This window comes from Neobacillus niacini (assembly GCF_030817695.1).
In the GTDB taxonomy this organism is placed as follows: domain Bacteria; phylum Bacillota; class Bacilli; order Bacillales; family Cytobacillaceae; genus Neobacillus; species Neobacillus niacini_F.
In genome coordinates this window covers 1,733,516-1,750,803 of the sequence record NZ_JAUSZQ010000002.1, presented here as the reverse complement: position 1 = coordinate 1,750,803, position 17,288 = coordinate 1,733,516, and the positions used below count along the sequence as shown (strand labels likewise).

The following is a 17,288-nucleotide window of genomic DNA, read 5'->3' as shown; positions in this document are numbered from 1 at the left end:
CCCCTCTCTCTACTATTCTAGTACAACCTTTTTATGTGAACTTTCATTCTCTAGAGGATCATTGTTACCAGCAGCCGCTTCCTTAAAGGCAAAAAGAATTTCCAATTCACCATCGTCTAATTGGTTTTCTTCTTTATTCTTATTTTCCTTCGCTTCCATCTCTTCAAGGTCAGTCAGCTCAGAAAGCCAATCGTCTTCCGCAGGTTCTACTACGTTTCCTGTTTCTTCTAAAAGCAAATTTTCAATATCCGCCAAGTAACCATCAGTTATTGGCAATTCATCCGTTTCCTCATCATCTATTTGGTCACTTTTACTATCTTGGAGGAGAAATGGTACTTCTAGACTATCATCTAAACTCTCGATCGTTTCCGGTTCAGATGGTGACAAACTAGCAGAAATCTTTATCGTAGAAGGTATGACTGTGTCAAGTTCATCAAGCTCTAGTGAATCAAATTCAGATTTCTTTTCCGTTTTCGAAAAATGGATTTCGTTTTTATCATCGCTAAAATCTTCTTCAGTTACGAATGCAGAATATAATGCATTTCCTAAACGGCTGTCCAAAACATAGGAGGTAAAGAAAGTTAACACAAGCAAAATCAATAATGTCTGCCAAATTGGAAATAAAGTAACAGCAGCAAGACCGCCTAGTGCTATAAAAAAAGCTGACAAAACCACAGTAAACTTTCCTTTTAGATTGAAATTAAGCGGTAAAAAGGATACTATCAACAGCAGAAGCAGCATAGCACCAAAGGCCCATATGATTGTTTGCATACATTAACTCCCCTTCTATTTCTCTGTTAAACTACAATTTTATTCAAAAAACTATCTTTTTAGTGCATTTTCATTAAAAATAGACATAATTCGCCTACTACGTATTGTATTATATTTTGTCTTAGTTTAAAAGAAGGTGGAAATTATTTATAGAGATAAAAATAAAAAACACCACCTTCATAGGATGATAGTACCAAAACGGAACACTATCCCTTAAAAGGTGGTGGAAAGTTATTCTATAAATTTACGATAAAAGCATTACGTTTCGCGAACTGGCGTAGGATTTACTGGATCTATGATAAACGAAGGAAAAGGGAGATTAATATGATCCTCTTCAACAAATGTGATAGTAGAATTACCTTTTAAATGTAACGAATCAGCCACAATGGCACCTTCAATGACATTATTACCTCCAATTGTTACTGGTCCACCAGTCACAAATTTCCCGCGAAAGGTACCGCCAGTGAAATCAAATTTTGCATCTTCAGCAAAAATACTGCAGTTTATTCCTGTCGGGGTTGAAGAAGCAGTAATGGTTTTCGGAGTAGCCGTAGTAGACTTTCTCAAATAAATACTTAATTTATCACGATTATCCGCATTCTGATTTATTACACCATTATGGAAAGTTAAATTACCATCGACATAAATCGATAATTTCCCGTTTCCAACTACATTCAACGTTCCACTGACGTTCAAGTTTCTAACATGCAATTCAAGAGTTTTATTTTCCTCGATTTTAATGTTTAATGTGTTTTGATCGTTAATCGTCAAATCACGTAATACCATTGTATCGGTCATATTTATGGTTGAAACGCTGCCATTACCCTGACTAATCGATAAATCTCCGTTATTACTCTTAACGGCGATATTAATTGGGCTTGTGCTAGTCCCGACATAAAGGCTTACAAAGTCTGGATATGGGAGAACAGGTGCTGCTTTAAATTCCTTTAAATCTAAAGGGATTTCTTCATCTAATACACTAATATTCGAATAAGAAGGGTATACAACATCTCTCCCTTGGTTTGGTGCGTATGGACCCACAATAATCTCGGATCCACTTTGGATACTTCCCGGATCATGCAAGGTTATTGCTTTAGGAGCAATTGAATTTGTTCCAATTGATCCATTAATAATGGCACTGCCACTTTCAACTGTTATCGTATTATCTACAAAGACAGCTGTTTGTGGAAACTGCATACTCCACCTAAGATTTAACTCTTGCTCAACAGTTCTAGTTTTATTATTTATCGTACCGGATGAAATAATTTTATATTTTCCAATATCAGCATCTACTTCTTCTACTCTAACCCTCGCATTTGGCTGGTCTCCAAAGGACCTCTCAAAGCTAGTGTAATTTCGGTCTGAATAATAATTATTTGCAACAAACTTTGATTCTACAAGCTCAAAGAATTGATCTCGGTTACTTGCAGCGGTATAGGCTTCTTGTACCTTCTGAGTTACTTCGTTCATCATGAAGACAGCACCAGATTCGGCAATATAATAAGTTGATTGCTGACTCCTTTCCCCTGTGCTCATCTTAAGGTTAGAGGCAGCTAGTCCCATCATACTAGCCCCCAAAATTGAAACAACAACAAATACCATTAAAACAGCAACTAAAGCCATTCCCTGCTCATTATTATTTGATTTTAAAAACTGGTACCATTTTTTCATTTTCTCACCTATTTCCTAATCATAATGGTTGTTTTCGGGAGGCTGCCGATGGTCAGGGAAATACTTTCCTCAGAATTCTTTTCGATAGTGAAACTTGGTATATCCTTAATTAATGGCAGACTATTTTTTAATAGGTCTTTGCCATCGTACAGATATTTGTCAGGAGTTGTACTTGTTGCTTTTTTGATTTCAAATTCTACAGGACTGACTACTAGAACACTTTCAGCTCTTCTAATCTCTTTTGTTAAGAGATTAGAAGCAAGTCTAACGTCGGATTGCTGCTGAACTTCTTTCGTTTGACTTACGGTCTGTTTCTGACTAAATAAATGAACAGAGTTAACTAGGAGAAGAACCATTGAAAGAAGGGCTAATCCTGCTAAAACCTCTACTAATGTTACCCCTTTTTCGCTCAACACTTGTTTTATTGTTTTTTCCATTGTACTACCATCTCCATTTGTGCCTCTTGCACTGCCTTTGTGTGATCTTTATAAACTTTTACTTTTACTGTGACCAATGGATTTCCAACGGCTGGAACAGCTGGATCGGCCGGAACGGCTGGGGATATTAGCTCAAGGTAAATATAATGTTTTGGGATACTTTTCTCATAAACTGCATTTTCTGTTGTTTTGCTCTTTTCGGTGTATCCAGCAGGCGTTGTAAGAGTTCCAAGAGAGGTTGAAGCTTTTATCTGACTATACACCTCTTCGATTTCATTTTCCGCGACATAGGTAGCGTCAACAATATTTTTGGAAACATGATTGGAACGTGCTGATTGAACAAAAACGGATAAAAGAGAAACAACAATGATCGACAAAATAACAATTGCAGCTAATATTTCAATAATCGTCATCCCTTTTTCGTTCATCCGTCATCACCCAATTCCTTCATAAATTTGATTTTTATATTAATATAGTAGAATATATGTATTTTATTGTATTTTTTGCTCATAATATCAATTCCAGTTTAACAGTATGATATTTACTTTACAATTACAAATAAAAGGTAAACAAAACGAAAAAAAGGGTCGAACCATTGAATAAATATGGTTCAACCTTTTATAAAATTCATCCGGGTATTAACACGACGAGTACTCTGCAACTCGGTTTCTTCCTGCCCTCTTCGCCCCAACATACAACGCCCTATCCGCATGTCGAATCAATGCTAGTGGGTCTTCTGCATCCTCAGGTGCTGTTGCGATTCCGATGGAGGCGGTTATTTTCACCTGGTGTTGAGTAAGATCTAATGATTGCTGTAATGTAAAAGGCCATTTGGCAATTCCCTGTCTAATCATTTCGGCCATTTCGTAAGCTTCTTCTTTATGTGCTTCAGGAAGCAGAACAACAAATTCCTCGCCGCCATATCGAGCAACTGTTCCCCTAGAACCTACAAGATTATTTAATCTTGCTGCCAGTTCACAAATAATTTCATTTCCACTTTGGTGTCCGTATGTGTCATTTACCGTTTTAAAATGGTCAATATCAAGGATAATTAACGATAAGACCTTGCGTTCGAAGTGAAATAATTTATCAAATTCCTCTGTTAGTAATTTCTCAAAGAAACGATAATTATATAATTTCGTTAACGCACAGCGTTCGCTCTGTGTCTTTGTTAGTTCATAATGCTTTGCGTTATCAATTGCAACCGCAAAATAGGAACAAAGAATATCAACAATCATCAACTGAGAGTTTTCATACGCTCTTTTTTGCTTTGAAGCGACCATTAATACCCCAATGACTTTTTTATTTCTTACAATTGGTACGGCTAATATACTTTCTGCATCACTTGGGAGATGGCCTTTAGAAAAGGGCTTCCAATCTTTTTTTGAATGATATAAGCAGCCTTTTCCCTTATCCCATACATAACCACTTATGCCCTGGCTTTTTTTGATTTTAACATTTTCTGTGGTAATTCCAGTACCACACTGAATACGGCGGACTAATTGAAGCTCGTCCTCACTAACAACATCAAAAATATAAGCGTAGTCTACCGGTAGCATTTCACTCAACTTTTGAATGAAAAGGTCAATCACTCCATCTACCTCAAGACGTTCTGCCATTTGGCGGCCAATTTCAGCCGCTTTTTGTAGATATTCATTAATTTTCACACTTGAATAATAAAGTTTAAAAATCATAGATAAACTCGCAAATGGAACGGCTACAATCAATAAAGCTAATAAGCCTTGTTGGTTATAAAACATATATAGTACAAAGCCAAGCGGCAAGGTAATAAATGTCGTGATGGTCTCAACGAAGAAATCTTTCCCAAGGTAAGATTCTTTACTTTTGTATATGAAATATAAATAGAATGAAATAATAACTTGATTTAGCAAGTAATTTACTATTGTATAAACAGCTGCAAGCCATATAGCGTGTGGGTCATTGATTAAACTGGGGCCAGTTTGTCCACCAAGTGCGTAGTAAATAGCTCCGCTTACCAAAGATACAAGGAAAAACATGATCAAATTTAACGGTATACGGAAATATTGTTCCTTTTGAACACGGAGCCTTAACAGTAACAAAATTACGGCGGCTTGGGCAAAAATCATTTCGATGAACAAACCAAAACTTAAAAATGTTGCAAGTGAAACCCATTGAATTAAAAAGATAGGAGTATTATTAATGACCATTGGCATAAAAGCCACTACAGACGTTAACGTCAAAAAGGCTAATAAATCCCACCATTGTCCTGAGAAGTGAGGAGGAAAAGTTTGATAGGTAAACCACATTCCTGCTGGAACTAGCAGTAACCAGACAAGGAAAATTGCTTTTTTAGCTTTCGCTTGAACGGCCATTTCACTCCCCCTCCCACTACCATTATTTTGAAATTGAGATATACTAATATTATCAAAAATACTTTAACTTGTCATAATGAAATTTTATTGTTTTTCAAAAATTCACTTAAGTATGGCTTTGCCTCAGAGATGAAATATAAAGAACCAGTAACAACTAGTATGGAATCAGGCTTTAGATTGTGGATACATTTGGCAAGATAAGAATCCCACTGCACGCCGATCCTTTTATTTTTCGAATGACTAAGTGAAAACAAATCAACGGCTTCTGCTGCTCGTGGAAAATCAAACGATACAAATGAGATTTCATCGGCAACTTGATCCAATTGAGCGATCATTTTGTCTAGCTTTTTGTCCTTTAAAGCTGCAAATACAATATGAATAGTATTGTTAGAATACCGATTTGAAAGTTCATGAACAAGTGCCGAAATTCCCTCATCATTATGAGCACCGTCAATAATGACGAGTGGATTTTTAGACAGTATTTCTAACCTGCCAGGCCAATATGCTTTCTTTAGACCTGTCCTTATTGCATCTTCTGAAATTACAAATTCTTCATGACTATTAATCGATTGCGCTGCCATGACTGCTAATGCAGCATTTTCTGTTTGATGCTGACCAATCATACTAATTTCTAATTGCTCGAATAGATGATTATCACTACTTAAAGTAAACACCTCACCGGTTTCTTGTGGACAGTGTGAAGTAATCGAGAAATCCTGATTGAGTATAAAAAGTGAAGCATGCTTTTTATCAGCCTGTTCTTTTATTACGTTAATGGCATCCTGATTTTTTACAGCAGTGAATACAGGAATCTGTTCTTTTATTATACCTGCCTTTTCAAATGCAATTTCCCCGTACGTATGACCAAGGATGTTCGTGTGATCAAGTCCAATGTTTGTAATGACAGAAGCTATTGGCTGAATAATATTGGTGGAATCGAATCTCCCCCCTAAACCCACTTCATATAGTACAATGTCCACCTGATTTACATTGGCAAAGTAATAGAAAGACATGGCTGTGATGACTTCAAACTCAGTTGGTCCACCAAGCTCCGTTTCTTCGAGTTCGTCAGCAAGCGGAGCAATTACATTGGTCAATTCTAATATTTCTTCGTCACTAATTGGCTTACCATTAACGGAAATTCGTTCATTAAATTGTTCAATATATGGTGATGTAAAAGTACCAACCGAATAGCCAGCTGCTTCGAGAATCGACCGCAAGAAGGTTACAGTCGAACCTTTGCCATTTGTACCGCCAATATGGACCGTTTTCATTTTTAATTCAGGATGACCTAATTTCTCCATCATCCATTCCATGCGAGTAAGACCTGGTTTAATGCCGAGTCTTAATCTTCCATGAATCCATCCAAGGGCTTCGTTATAGGTTGTAAACATGTATGGCACCCCAACTTTATTTATTCTAAAAGAAGACGAATCCTACTAAAGGACTCGTCTCAATTTCTTTTTATTATAAACCTTTTAGCTCATTTAAACGAGCCTCTACTAACGCTCTTTTTTCGCGATAGTCTTTTTCTTTTGCTCGTTCTTCAGCAACAACGCTTTCCGGTGCCTTTTTCATAAAGCCTTCGTTGTTGAGTTTCTTTTCAACTCTTTCTACTTCTTTTGTAAATTTATCGTATTCTTTTGTAAGGCGGGCAATTTCTTCTTCGATATTAATCAATCCTTCTAGTGGAAGAATGATTTCCAATCCGGTAATTACAGCCGTCATAGCCTTTTCTGGTGTTTCAAGGTTGGTTCCCATTTGTAATTCTTCTGGGTTACAGAACTTTTCAATATAGGCACGATTCTTTTCAAGTGCTGCTAAAACTGAATCATCCTTTGCCTGAACAAGCATTTTAATTTTCTTACTCATTGGTGTGTTTACTTCGGCACGGATGTTTCGAACGGAGCGAATCATTTCCATTAACATCTTCATTTCTTGTGCAGCTTGTTCATCACTGTATGCTGGATTTACCTCCGGCCATTTTGCAGTTGTGATTGATTCTCCACTGTGTGGAAGGTTCTGCCAGATTTCCTCGGTAATGAATGGCATGAATGGATGTAACAAACGCATCGTCTGATCAAGCACATGTGCAAGGATTGAACGAGTGGTTTTCTTAGCTGCTTCGTCATCACTATATAATGGAAGCTTTGCCATCTCAATATACCAATCACAGAAATCATCCCAGATGAAGTTGTAAAGAGCTCGACCCGCTTCTCCAAATTCATAACGCTCTGAAAGCTTTGTAACCGTTTCAATGGTTTCATTTAATTGAGTTAGAATCCATTTATCTGCAACTGATTTTTCACCGCTAAAATCGATTTCATCATATGTCATGCCATCCATATTCATTAAGGCAAAACGAGAGGCATTCCAAATTTTATTAGCAAAGTTCCAAGTAGATTCAACCTTTTCAAAACTGAAGCGTAAGTCCTGACCTGGTGAGCTTCCGGTTGAAAGGAAGTAACGTAAAGCATCGGCACCATATTTGTCGATAACATCCATTGGATCTACACCGTTACCAAGAGACTTACTCATTTTACGTCCTTGTTCATCTCGAACTAAACCGTGGATTAGAACATCTTTGAATGGACGTTCACCTGTAAACTCAAGGCTTTGGAAAATCATCCGGGATACCCAAAAGAAGATGATGTCATAACCGGTTACAAGTACATCTGTTGAGAAGAAACGCTTGAAGTCCTCTGCTTCTACATTTGGCCAGCCCATCGTTGAAAACGGCCATAGTGCCGAACTGAACCAAGTATCTAAGACGTCTTTATCCTGCTCCCAATTTTCGCTGTCGGCTGGTGCTTCGTGACCTACAAATATTTCACCTGTTTCTTTATGGTACCATGCAGGAATTCGATGACCCCACCAAAGCTGTCTGGAAATACACCAGTCGCGGATATTTTCCATCCAGTGCAGATAGGTCTTTTCAAAACGTTCTGGAACAAAGTTAACTTTATTTTCTTTATTTTGCAGCGCGATGGCTTCATCCGCAAGTGGCTGCATTTTAACAAACCATTGTGTGGAAAGATAAGGTTCAACCACTGCCCCACTTCGTTCGGAATGACCAACGGAGTGCAAATGCTCTTCAATTTTGAAAAGAACGCCTTGTTCTTGGAGGTCTTTAACTATTTGCTTACGGCACTCAAATCGGTCCATGCCTTTGTACTTTCCAGCTCTGTCATTCATGGTGCCGTCTTCGTTCATAACAAGAACACGCTCAAGATTATGACGATTGCCGATTTCAAAATCGTTCGGATCGTGTGCTGGTGTAATTTTAACAGCCCCAGAACCGAAATCCATATCTACATAGTCATCGCCAACAATTTGAATTTCACGGCCAACGACCGGAAGGATAACCGTTTTACCAATTAAATGTTTATAACGCTCATCCTCTGGATGAACCGCAACTGCTGTATCACCTAACATCGTTTCTGGACGAGTGGTTGCAACTTCAATATGTCCTGAACCGTCTGCTAACGGATATTTCATATGATAGAATGCACCTTGAACATCCTTGTAAATAACCTCAATATCGGATAATGCAGTCTTTGTTGATGGATCCCAGTTTATGATGTATTCGCCGCGGTAAATAAGACCTTTGTTATAAAGAGTGACAAATACTTCACGTACCGCTGCTGATAAACCTTCATCTAAAGTGAAACGCTCACGGCTATAATCTAATCCCAAACCTAACTTTGCCCACTGTTGACGAATGTGAGAAGCGTATTCTTCCTTCCACTTCCATGTTTCCTCAACAAACTTTTCACGTCCTAAATCATAACGGCTTTTGCCTTCGCCACGAAGCTTTTCTTCAACCTTCGCTTGGGTAGCAATACCAGCATGGTCCATACCAGGAAGCCAGAGTACATCATACCCCTGCATCCGCTTCATTCGTGTAACGATATCTTGCAATGTTGTATCCCAAGCATGCCCTAAATGGAGCTTTCCAGTAACGTTTGGCGGTGGAATAACGATTGTATATGGCTGCTTGCCCTCATCATTCTGTGCTTCAAAAAACTTTCCTTTTAGCCACCAATCATAGCGGCCTTGCTCAATCGACTGAGGATCATACTTAGTCGGCATCGTAATTTCTTTTGTTTCCATTTGACCATCTCCTTTAATTCTCTTTCTGTCTTTTAAGTAAACTAGGCAAACAAAAAACCCCATTCGTCATAAAAGGACGAATGGAGTTGCTTCGCGGTACCACCTTTTTTCCAACCATAAAATATTGATTGGCTCTTAAATGTTATAACGGATTTGATCCGTCTTCAACTAGTAGGATTCATGAATCCGTTCGCTGAAGAAGCTCGAGGGCGACCTTCCGAGTGTCTGCTTAGGAATCCTTTCAGCTAATGGTTCCCTCTCTTTTAGCAGGTTGACTTCGTACTCTTCCCTGTCTTTGCTTATGTTTTTAATTATACTGTTTATACTACCCAAAAAAGGCTATTGACGTCAATAATGATAACCAATTTTTTTATATTATATACTCTTTTGAAAAAAACGTTAAGGAATTAGGGGAATTCAATATGCCGGAAGAATATACATAAAAGAAATGCCATTTTGGAGAGGAAGGAAGAGATGAAGCGGAGGAAATTTATCACTAAATACTCCTACACTCCCCTGGTATCGAACCACTAGGAGAGTATGCGAGCAGCTAATTTTGCCGTTTACGATTTTTCAATTAATACGAACCATTTTTATTCCCACTGTGTTTGATGTACTTTTGTTAGCAGTGTTTATTGCAATAGCTATTTCTATATATTTTGAAGTTGTTTAAGAGCCCAAATAGCATGATTACTGCTGCTGGGCTCCTTCTTTTGCCTGCTTTTCTTGCTCATCGATTTCTGTCATTCTCATGACAACATATTCGGAATTCTTTAAATGCCAGTATTTCCGCTGGAGCATTCGCACAAACTTCAGCTCGTTTTTCGGCTGTTCTTTTTTATAATACTTTTCGACCACCTGGATAATCGGGATTGGATAAGCTAAATAACTAAAGAATAGCAGTTTTTCATCCGCCTTGAAGGGAAAATATTTATAGTAGTGGTAAACCCACTCAATAGCTTCATCATTTCTTTGTGGCTGGGTATTAAAGGAACGAGATAAGTATGGCAATAAATCATGAATCGGTGAGCCATAGCGGGCATTCTCAAAGTTAATAAAATGACCGTATCCTTTATTGTCATAAAGAAAATGCTCGGATGATATTTTTCCATGGGTAATGACCATTCGTGCTTTTTCTTCATCCTTTGTTTTTTCATACCATTCTTCGAATTTGGTTTTAGAAAAACGAAGTGCCTGACTTATTTCGTTATAGTATAAGCAAAACAACAATTCGAATGGGGACATATACGTCTTTTTTTCACATTTATCAATAAAGCCGTCCAGGAACTCCTGATTCTTATCGAGCACCTCAATCGTTTTTTCGTAATGCTCGGTCCGCTCCTCTTTATTCACGCTGATTTCTTTAGCGGAAAGTGTGTGCAGCCTTGCCAACTCACGAAAGAGCTGCTGGTGTTTCTGGGTCCGGTCTTCCTTTATTTCATTCGACATCCATGGCATTAAGTAATATAAAGCTTTATCATGGAGGACAGCATATCTTCCGTCCATAGTCGGATAGATAGGGACAATTCGATTGTAGCCTTTTTGGTAAAGAAGATGAACATGTCTAATAAAATCGGTGCCAGTTGTCGGGTCCATTTTCTTCAAGGCAAAGGTTCCTTTATTGGAATAGATTTTCTTAATATTGCCGTGTTCCTCAACAAAATAAGGTTTTACTTGGTAGTTATTTAATATGGGTATCAGTGAATCTACCTGATTTGTGTCGCGCATCGACATTCATCTGCCTTTCAGCCAGAGCAAATTCCTTAAAAAGATGTGAGCAGGTTTAAAACCCGCTCACCATATGTTTAGTTGATTATTTTTTTGCTAGTGCGACAGGTACATATAATACTTGACCTTCAAATACATCTTGATTCGGCTCAAGATTATTGTAACGCAGCAGATTAGGAACTGATACCGAATAACGGTCAGCAAGACTATCGAGCGTATCGCCCTTTTGAACAATACAAACTTTTAATCTAGCTTGATCGGAGCTGTCTTCCTTGCGGGCAAAGAACTCCGTTAATGTCATTGTTTTCTTCTTTGTGGCCTTCTTTTTGGCTTGTTTCGGTGGTGCTTCTGGGGAGGAAGAACTCTCCTCTAGGACTGGTTCTTTTGCTTCTGCTGGTTCCTCTACCTCCTGTGCAGGAGCAGGAGCTTCCTCGACGATTTCCTCTATCTCCTGGACAGGCTCACTTGCTTCACTTCTTGCATGTTCAAAAACAACAGGCTGTTTTGGCTGTTGAGGTTCTTCCTCTTCTTCAGGCTCTTGATACGTAAAGGTTGGGAATTTCGGAAAAGCTTCAACCTTTTCCTCTTCTGGCTGTTTCCTTGCTTCAGCTTCAAACAAGAAAGTATCCTCAAATTGATTCTCTTCTTGTTCTGCTTCTTCTTCTTCTCTAGGAACTTCTGCCTGATAGCGATGGAGAACTTCAAACTCTTCTTCTTCCACAACAACTTCTTCCTCTTCTTGTTGTGTTGAATCATACAAACCACTGATAGTCAGTTCTGCAGAAAGTTTAAGACAGCTGCGCTCTGGAATGGAATAATCAAATGACTCCACAATCACATCGATATCATAAATGCTTTGAATCCGATTGTTAGGAATGGTAATATCGACAGGAAAACGGTGCGAAAATTCACAAATGCCTTCCTCTTGTGGATCCACTCTTTCTACATACTTTTGGTTAGGTACATTTTCTTCTTCATCCACTGTACTTTCCTGGTCAATTCTATATTCGCCAGTTAACTCCAGCGAACCACGTATGGTTACGTATTGATCATTTTCCTGGATGGTGATATCCGGGTCTAGAGAAATCGACACAAGTTCATCTACTTCCTGTCCTTTTCTAAACCACAAAGACTCCTCCAAGGAAAATCGCAGGCACGATTGATTCTCCTGAGACAAAGCGACTCCTCCTTTCGTTTCCTTTTAAGCAAAATCACTATGTCACTTACACTCTATGAACAAAAGCTTTTAATTATGATAAAAAAAGCCTTCTTATATGAATGACTTTTTTCCAGCAAAAAACACCCACCTACTATAAGGTGAGTGCCTGGAAAAATTATTTAAGTTTTGAGAAAGCAATTTCTACTGCTTTTATTGTTTTTTCGATATCTTCGTCGGTATGCTCGGTGGACAAGAACAATCCTTCGAATTGAGATGGAGGAAGGAATACTCCTTGTTCAGCCATTTCACGATAGTAAGCAGCAAAATACTCTAGGTTAGAAGTTTTTGCAGTTTCATAGTTGATGACAGGTTCTTTGGTAAAGAAGAAACCAATCATAGAACCAGCACGGTTAAAGGTAACAGGTATATCATATTTCTCAGCCGCTGCGGTAATTCCTTTTTCAAGTAAATCACCTAAGCGTTTGAACTCTTCGTAATGCTCTGGTGTTAATTGTTTTAATGTTTCATACCCAGCCGTCATCGCAAGCGGGTTTCCTGAAAGTGTACCTGCTTGATAGATTGGTCCTGCCGGAGCAATTTGCTGCATAATTTCGGCTTTACCGCCGTAAGCGCCAACTGGGAGCCCGCCGCCAATTACTTTTCCAAGACATGTGATATCAGGAGTGATATTGAAATAGCCTTGCGCACAATTGTAGCCAACACGGAATCCCGTCATTACTTCATCAAAAATCAACAATGCTCCGTTTTCGGAAGTTATTTCGCGAAGACCTTCTAAGAATCCAGGAAGCGGCGGTACAAGACCCATATTCCCTGCAACTGGTTCAACGATAATACAAGCAATATCATCACCGAACTGTTCGAACGCATATTTAACGCCTTCAAGGTCATTGTATGCCACTGTAATCGTGTTTTTAGCGACTCCTTCAGGTACTCCAGGGCTGTCTGGTAATCCAAGTGTAGCGACACCAGAGCCCGCTTTAATTAATAAGGAATCACCATGTCCATGGTAACAGCCTTCAAACTTCAAAATCTTGTTACGGCCTGTGTAGCCGCGTGCTAAGCGAAGTGCGCTCATCGTTGCTTCTGTTCCGGATGAAACCATCCTCACAACTTCAATTGATGGTACACGTTCAATCACAAGCTTAGCCAATTCATTTTCCATTAATGTCGGTGCACCATAGCTTGTACCAAGCTCAGCCACCTTTTTAATACCTTCAACCACTCTGTCATTTGTATGACCGAGGATTAGCGGTCCCCAAGATAATACGTAATCGATATATTCATTGCCGTCGATATCATAGATTTTCGAACCTTTACCTCGTTCCATGAAAATCGGATCCATATTTACAGATTTAAACGCACGTACGGGGCTGTTTACACCGCCAGGCATTAAGTTTTGAGCTTCTTTAAATGCTTCTACTGATTTTGTATATGAGCGCATTCTCTGTTCCTCTTTTCAGATAGTAATTATTGTTCTTTTAACCAGCGGCACGCGTCTTTTGCAGCATAGGTAATAATAAGGTCTGCGCCTGCACGTTTGAAGGCGATTAACATTTCCATCACCGTTTGTTTCTCGTCAATCCAGCCGTTTGCAGCCGCTGCTTTGATCATGGAATATTCACCACTGACGTTATAAGCAACAACAGGAAGATTAAAGTTATTTTTAACATCACGAACAATATCAAGGTACGGCATACCTGGTTTCACGATTAGGAAATCGGCACCTTCAGCGACATCGGATTCTGCTTCCCTGAATGCTTCCATTCGGTTTGCAGGGTCCATTTGATAGGTTTTGCGATCACCGAACTGTGGTGCTCCTTCTGCTGCCTCACGGAATGGTCCGTAAAAGGCAGAGGCATATTTAACTGCATAAGACATGATCGGGATATCTTTAAATCCAGCTTCATCTAAACCTGCACGAATCGCAGCCACAAAGCCATCCATCATATTGGAAGGAGCAATAATATCTGCACCTGCCTCAGCTTGCGCGATAGCTGTTTTTACAAGTAATTCAAGCGATTCGTCATTTAAGATTTTATCGCCTTCCACCATTCCACAGTGTCCGTGGCTGGTATATTCGCACAAGCAAGTATCAGCGACAACAATTATTTCTGGATAATGTTCTTTAATCCACCGGGTTGCCACTTGGATAATGCCATGATCATGAAATGCTTGTGTACCGCACTTGTCTTTTGTCGTCGGAATGCCGAATAATAAAACGGACTTAATTCCATGTGCAACAATGTCGTCCATTTCAGCTTTTAGATTATCCATTGATACTTGGAATACACCTGGCATAGAAGAAACTTCTCTGCGAATGTTTTCGCCTTCATAGATAAATAACGGATAGATGAAGTCGTCGGGTGTTAGATGATTTTCTCTAACGAGTGCACGCATATTAGCACTAGTACGTAATCGGCGATGACGTGAAAATTGAAGTTGCATTTATATTTACCCCCAAATTCTATTTTCGAATATTATTTTTCTAGAAATTGAATCGTACTTTGGATCATTTCTTTAACCGTATACTCCTCCGGAGAAACGTGAATGGGCAAGCCATGTGCAAGTAATCTCTTCTCTGTAACGGGACCAATGCAGCTAATCACACATCTTTTAATATGACTCTCGAGGTTATACTCCTTTACAACACGCATAAAGTGATTAACAGTCGAAGGACTTGTAAACATTAATATATCAATTTGATCCTCAGAAAGCATTTTTGCAAGTTTCTCACGACTCTCATTTGGCATGTACGTCTCATAGATAATGATTTCATCTACCAGTACATCATGGTTTCTAAGAGAAGTAGAGATATATTCCCTTGCCAGGTTCCCCTTTGGGATTAGCACTTTCGAACCACTTGGCACGATAGGCAAGAACTCGTCCGCAAATACCTCGGTCACATAGGCAGACGGTACAAACTCAGCTTTATACCCTCTTTCTTGCAACACCTCTTCTGTTTTCCTGCCGATCACAGCAATTTTCGGAAATGAGTTATGGTTTTTATTTTTATAAAAAGAAAAGAACGTTTCCACCGTGACATTGCTAGTAAAAATAATCCAGTTATATGTATGAATCTCATTTAAAGCACGTTGCAGCTGTGCTGTGAGTTCTATGGGACGAAATGCAATAAGAGGGATTTCGATTGAAATCCCTCCATACTTTTCGACAAGTTGTGAAAAGGATTTTGCCTGACCTGCTCCGCGAGGTACCAGGACCTTTTTGTCTTTCAAACCAAATGGTTCTAGCATTGACCTTCGAGCTCCTGTTTAACCCGATCAATCAGGTCCTTAGCTCCTTTTTCAATTAATAGGTCTGCTGCCTGAATACCAAGCTCTTCCGGGTTAGTCCCTCTGAGTTCTTCTTTGTAGATTTCCTGACCCTCAGGAGAACCCACCAAAACATTTAGAACAATTTCATCATTATCAGCAATATAGCCGAAACCAGCAATCGGCACCTGGCAGCCTCCTTCCATTTTATGAAGGAAAGCACGTTCTGCTTTAACCGCTCTTTCAGTTTTCTTGCAAGTGAATTTTTCAAACAGTTCAAGGAGTTCTTTATCATCCTCACGGCATTCGATTGATAATGCTCCTTGACCAACAGCTGGAACACACATATCGGCATCGATAAATTCAGTGATCGTTTCCTTTGCCCAGCCAAGGCGGGAAAGACCTGCAGCAGCTAGGATAATCGCGTCATATTCTTCATCTTGAAGCTTTTGTAATCTCGTATCAACATTTCCGCGGATCCATTTAATTTCTAAATCAGGGCGTTTTGCTAAAAGCTGCGCACTGCGGCGAAGGCTGCTTGTACCAACAATTGCACCTGGCTTCAAATCCATTAATTTAATATGATCTCTTGAAATAAGGGCATCACGATGGTCCTCACGAAAAGGAATACAGCCAATAGTAAGACCCTCTGGTAGAATAGCTGGCATATCTTTCATACTATGTACGGCCATATCTATTTCTTTATCCAGCATGGCTTGCTCAATTTCCTTAACAAACAAACCTTTTCCGCCTACTTTTGAAAGCATGACGTCTTGGATTTTGTCGCCTTTTGTGACAATTTCTTTTACTTCAAATTCAAAGTTGCCGCCAAGCTTCTTCAGCTGTTCAATTACCCAGTTTGTTTGAGTTAGAGCCAATTTGCTGCGTCTTGAACCTACGATAATTTTTCTCATGACTGCCTCCTGTTATGAATACCAAAAATGAAATGATGATAACTGACCAAATAAGAAAAAGTTAATTAATACAATTAAAAAAGAACCGACATTCCATAGTGCTAATTGTCTGCCTGACATATTTTTACCGATACGCAGGTACAAATAGATACTGTATCCGGTTAATAGAAGAAATGAACCAATAACTTTCATATCGTACCATGGCATTCCTGGAACCTTTAAAATGGCCCATTGTAATCCCAGGATCAGACTTAGTAACAGCATGGGAACCCCAATGACTACTAATATATAAGAGGAACGTTCTAGCTTACTTAAATCTGCAATTCTTAAAAGTCTTGTTCCCCATTTTTTCCTTTTCAATAAATCATATTGAATCAGATAGAGAAGTGAAAGGACAAAAGACACAGAGAAGGCCCCATAAGATAGAATGGCCATTGTGATATGTATAAGCAAGAGCTCAGACATTAGCTGATTACTTATGACATGTGAATCATAGTTAATCGGTGCAAACGTATGAATCGCGATGACAATAAAGCCAAGTATATTTGTAAAAAAAACGATGAAATCGACTTTTAATAGACGGTTTATTCCAAGTGATAGAGTTACCAATACCCAAGCATAAAAATAAAGACCTTCAAAAATTGTTAATGCAGGAAATCTTCCGGTCTTTATCATATAGGAAGTTAAAAAGACGGTTTGTAAAACCCATACAAACGCAAGTAACCAGAAGGCGATACGGTTTGCCTTCCGGTTATGGTGTAGAAAATCAAAAAAATATAACAACACACTGAAGGCATATAGGACTACTGTCAATTCGTGCAGCCGCGTCATATGGAAGTCAAACATATTCA

General features: G+C 38.9%; 14 protein-coding genes and 1 other annotated feature. All 14 genes read right to left on the bottom strand.

What is annotated here, in order from left to right; genetic code table 11:
• Positions 1 to 12: 12 nt before the first annotated feature.
• The 14 genes from QFZ28_RS08935 to QFZ28_RS08870 all read right to left on the bottom strand — a co-directional run bounded on the left by QFZ28_RS08935 (position 13) and on the right by QFZ28_RS08870 (position 17,283).
• The gene (locus QFZ28_RS08935; protein WP_307194301.1) at positions 13 to 771 is read right to left on the bottom strand and encodes a hypothetical protein; all 759 of its coding nucleotides are present in this window, start codon (positions 769 to 771) and stop codon (positions 13 to 15) included.
• Between the two features lie 258 nt (positions 772 to 1,029).
• The gene (locus QFZ28_RS08930) at positions 1,030 to 2,442 is read right to left on the bottom strand and encodes a DUF7305 domain-containing protein (RefSeq protein ID WP_307194300.1); all 1,413 of its coding nucleotides are present in this window, start codon (positions 2,440 to 2,442) and stop codon (positions 1,030 to 1,032) included.
• 8 nt (positions 2,443 to 2,450) lie between these two features.
• Positions 2,451 to 2,879: a PilW family protein gene (locus QFZ28_RS08925; RefSeq protein ID WP_307194299.1), complete on the bottom strand. Its 429-nt coding sequence runs from the start codon at positions 2,877 to 2,879 to the stop codon at positions 2,451 to 2,453.
• Positions 2,864 to 3,307 carry a type IV pilus modification PilV family protein gene (locus QFZ28_RS08920; protein ID WP_307194298.1) on the bottom strand — a complete coding sequence of 148 codons (444 nt, stop codon included), beginning with the start codon at positions 3,305 to 3,307 and terminating at the stop codon, positions 2,864 to 2,866. The genes QFZ28_RS08925 and QFZ28_RS08920 overlap by 16 nt, the downstream gene beginning before the upstream one ends.
• Before the next feature lie 210 nt (positions 3,308 to 3,517).
• Entirely contained in the window at positions 3,518 to 5,233 is a 1,716-nt protein-coding gene (locus QFZ28_RS08915; protein ID WP_307194297.1) for a sensor domain-containing diguanylate cyclase, read from the bottom strand.
• 71 nt (positions 5,234 to 5,304) lie between these two features.
• The gene (locus QFZ28_RS08910; protein WP_307194296.1) at positions 5,305 to 6,627 is read right to left on the bottom strand and encodes a bifunctional folylpolyglutamate synthase/dihydrofolate synthase; all 1,323 of its coding nucleotides are present in this window, start codon (positions 6,625 to 6,627) and stop codon (positions 5,305 to 5,307) included.
• 73 nt (positions 6,628 to 6,700) lie between these two features.
• A complete protein-coding gene (locus QFZ28_RS08905; protein ID WP_307194295.1) occupies positions 6,701 to 9,346 on the bottom strand; it encodes a valine--tRNA ligase in 2,646 nt (881 codons plus the stop codon).
• 69 nt (positions 9,347 to 9,415) lie between these two features.
• Positions 9,416 to 9,651: a binding site (T-box leader), on the bottom strand.
• Between the two features lie 385 nt (positions 9,652 to 10,036).
• A complete protein-coding gene (ysxE, locus tag QFZ28_RS08900) occupies positions 10,037 to 11,074 on the bottom strand; it encodes a spore coat protein YsxE (RefSeq protein ID WP_307194294.1) in 1,038 nt (345 codons plus the stop codon).
• 85 nt (positions 11,075 to 11,159) lie between these two features.
• Complete coding sequence (spoVID, locus tag QFZ28_RS08895) at positions 11,160 to 12,251, bottom strand: stage VI sporulation protein D (RefSeq protein WP_307194293.1); 1,092 nt, start codon at positions 12,249 to 12,251, stop codon at positions 11,160 to 11,162.
• A 157-nt stretch (positions 12,252 to 12,408) separates the two neighbouring features.
• Positions 12,409 to 13,695, bottom strand: a complete 1,287-nt coding sequence (gene hemL / locus QFZ28_RS08890; protein ID WP_307194292.1) for a glutamate-1-semialdehyde 2,1-aminomutase — start codon at positions 13,693 to 13,695, stop codon at positions 12,409 to 12,411.
• A 26-nt stretch (positions 13,696 to 13,721) separates the two neighbouring features.
• A complete protein-coding gene (hemB, locus tag QFZ28_RS08885) occupies positions 13,722 to 14,699 on the bottom strand; it encodes a porphobilinogen synthase (RefSeq protein WP_307194291.1) in 978 nt (325 codons plus the stop codon).
• Positions 14,700 to 14,731: 32 nt separating this feature from the next.
• The gene (locus QFZ28_RS08880) at positions 14,732 to 15,505 is read right to left on the bottom strand and encodes a uroporphyrinogen-III synthase (protein ID WP_307194290.1); all 774 of its coding nucleotides are present in this window, start codon (positions 15,503 to 15,505) and stop codon (positions 14,732 to 14,734) included.
• Complete coding sequence (gene hemC, locus QFZ28_RS08875) at positions 15,499 to 16,437, bottom strand: hydroxymethylbilane synthase (RefSeq protein WP_307194289.1); 939 nt, start codon at positions 16,435 to 16,437, stop codon at positions 15,499 to 15,501. Before hemC ends, QFZ28_RS08880 begins: the two co-directional genes overlap by 7 nt.
• Positions 16,438 to 16,449: 12 nt before the next feature.
• Entirely contained in the window at positions 16,450 to 17,283 is an 834-nt protein-coding gene (locus tag QFZ28_RS08870) for a cytochrome C assembly family protein (RefSeq protein WP_307194288.1), read from the bottom strand.
• Between the last annotated feature and the right edge of the window lie 5 nt (positions 17,284 to 17,288).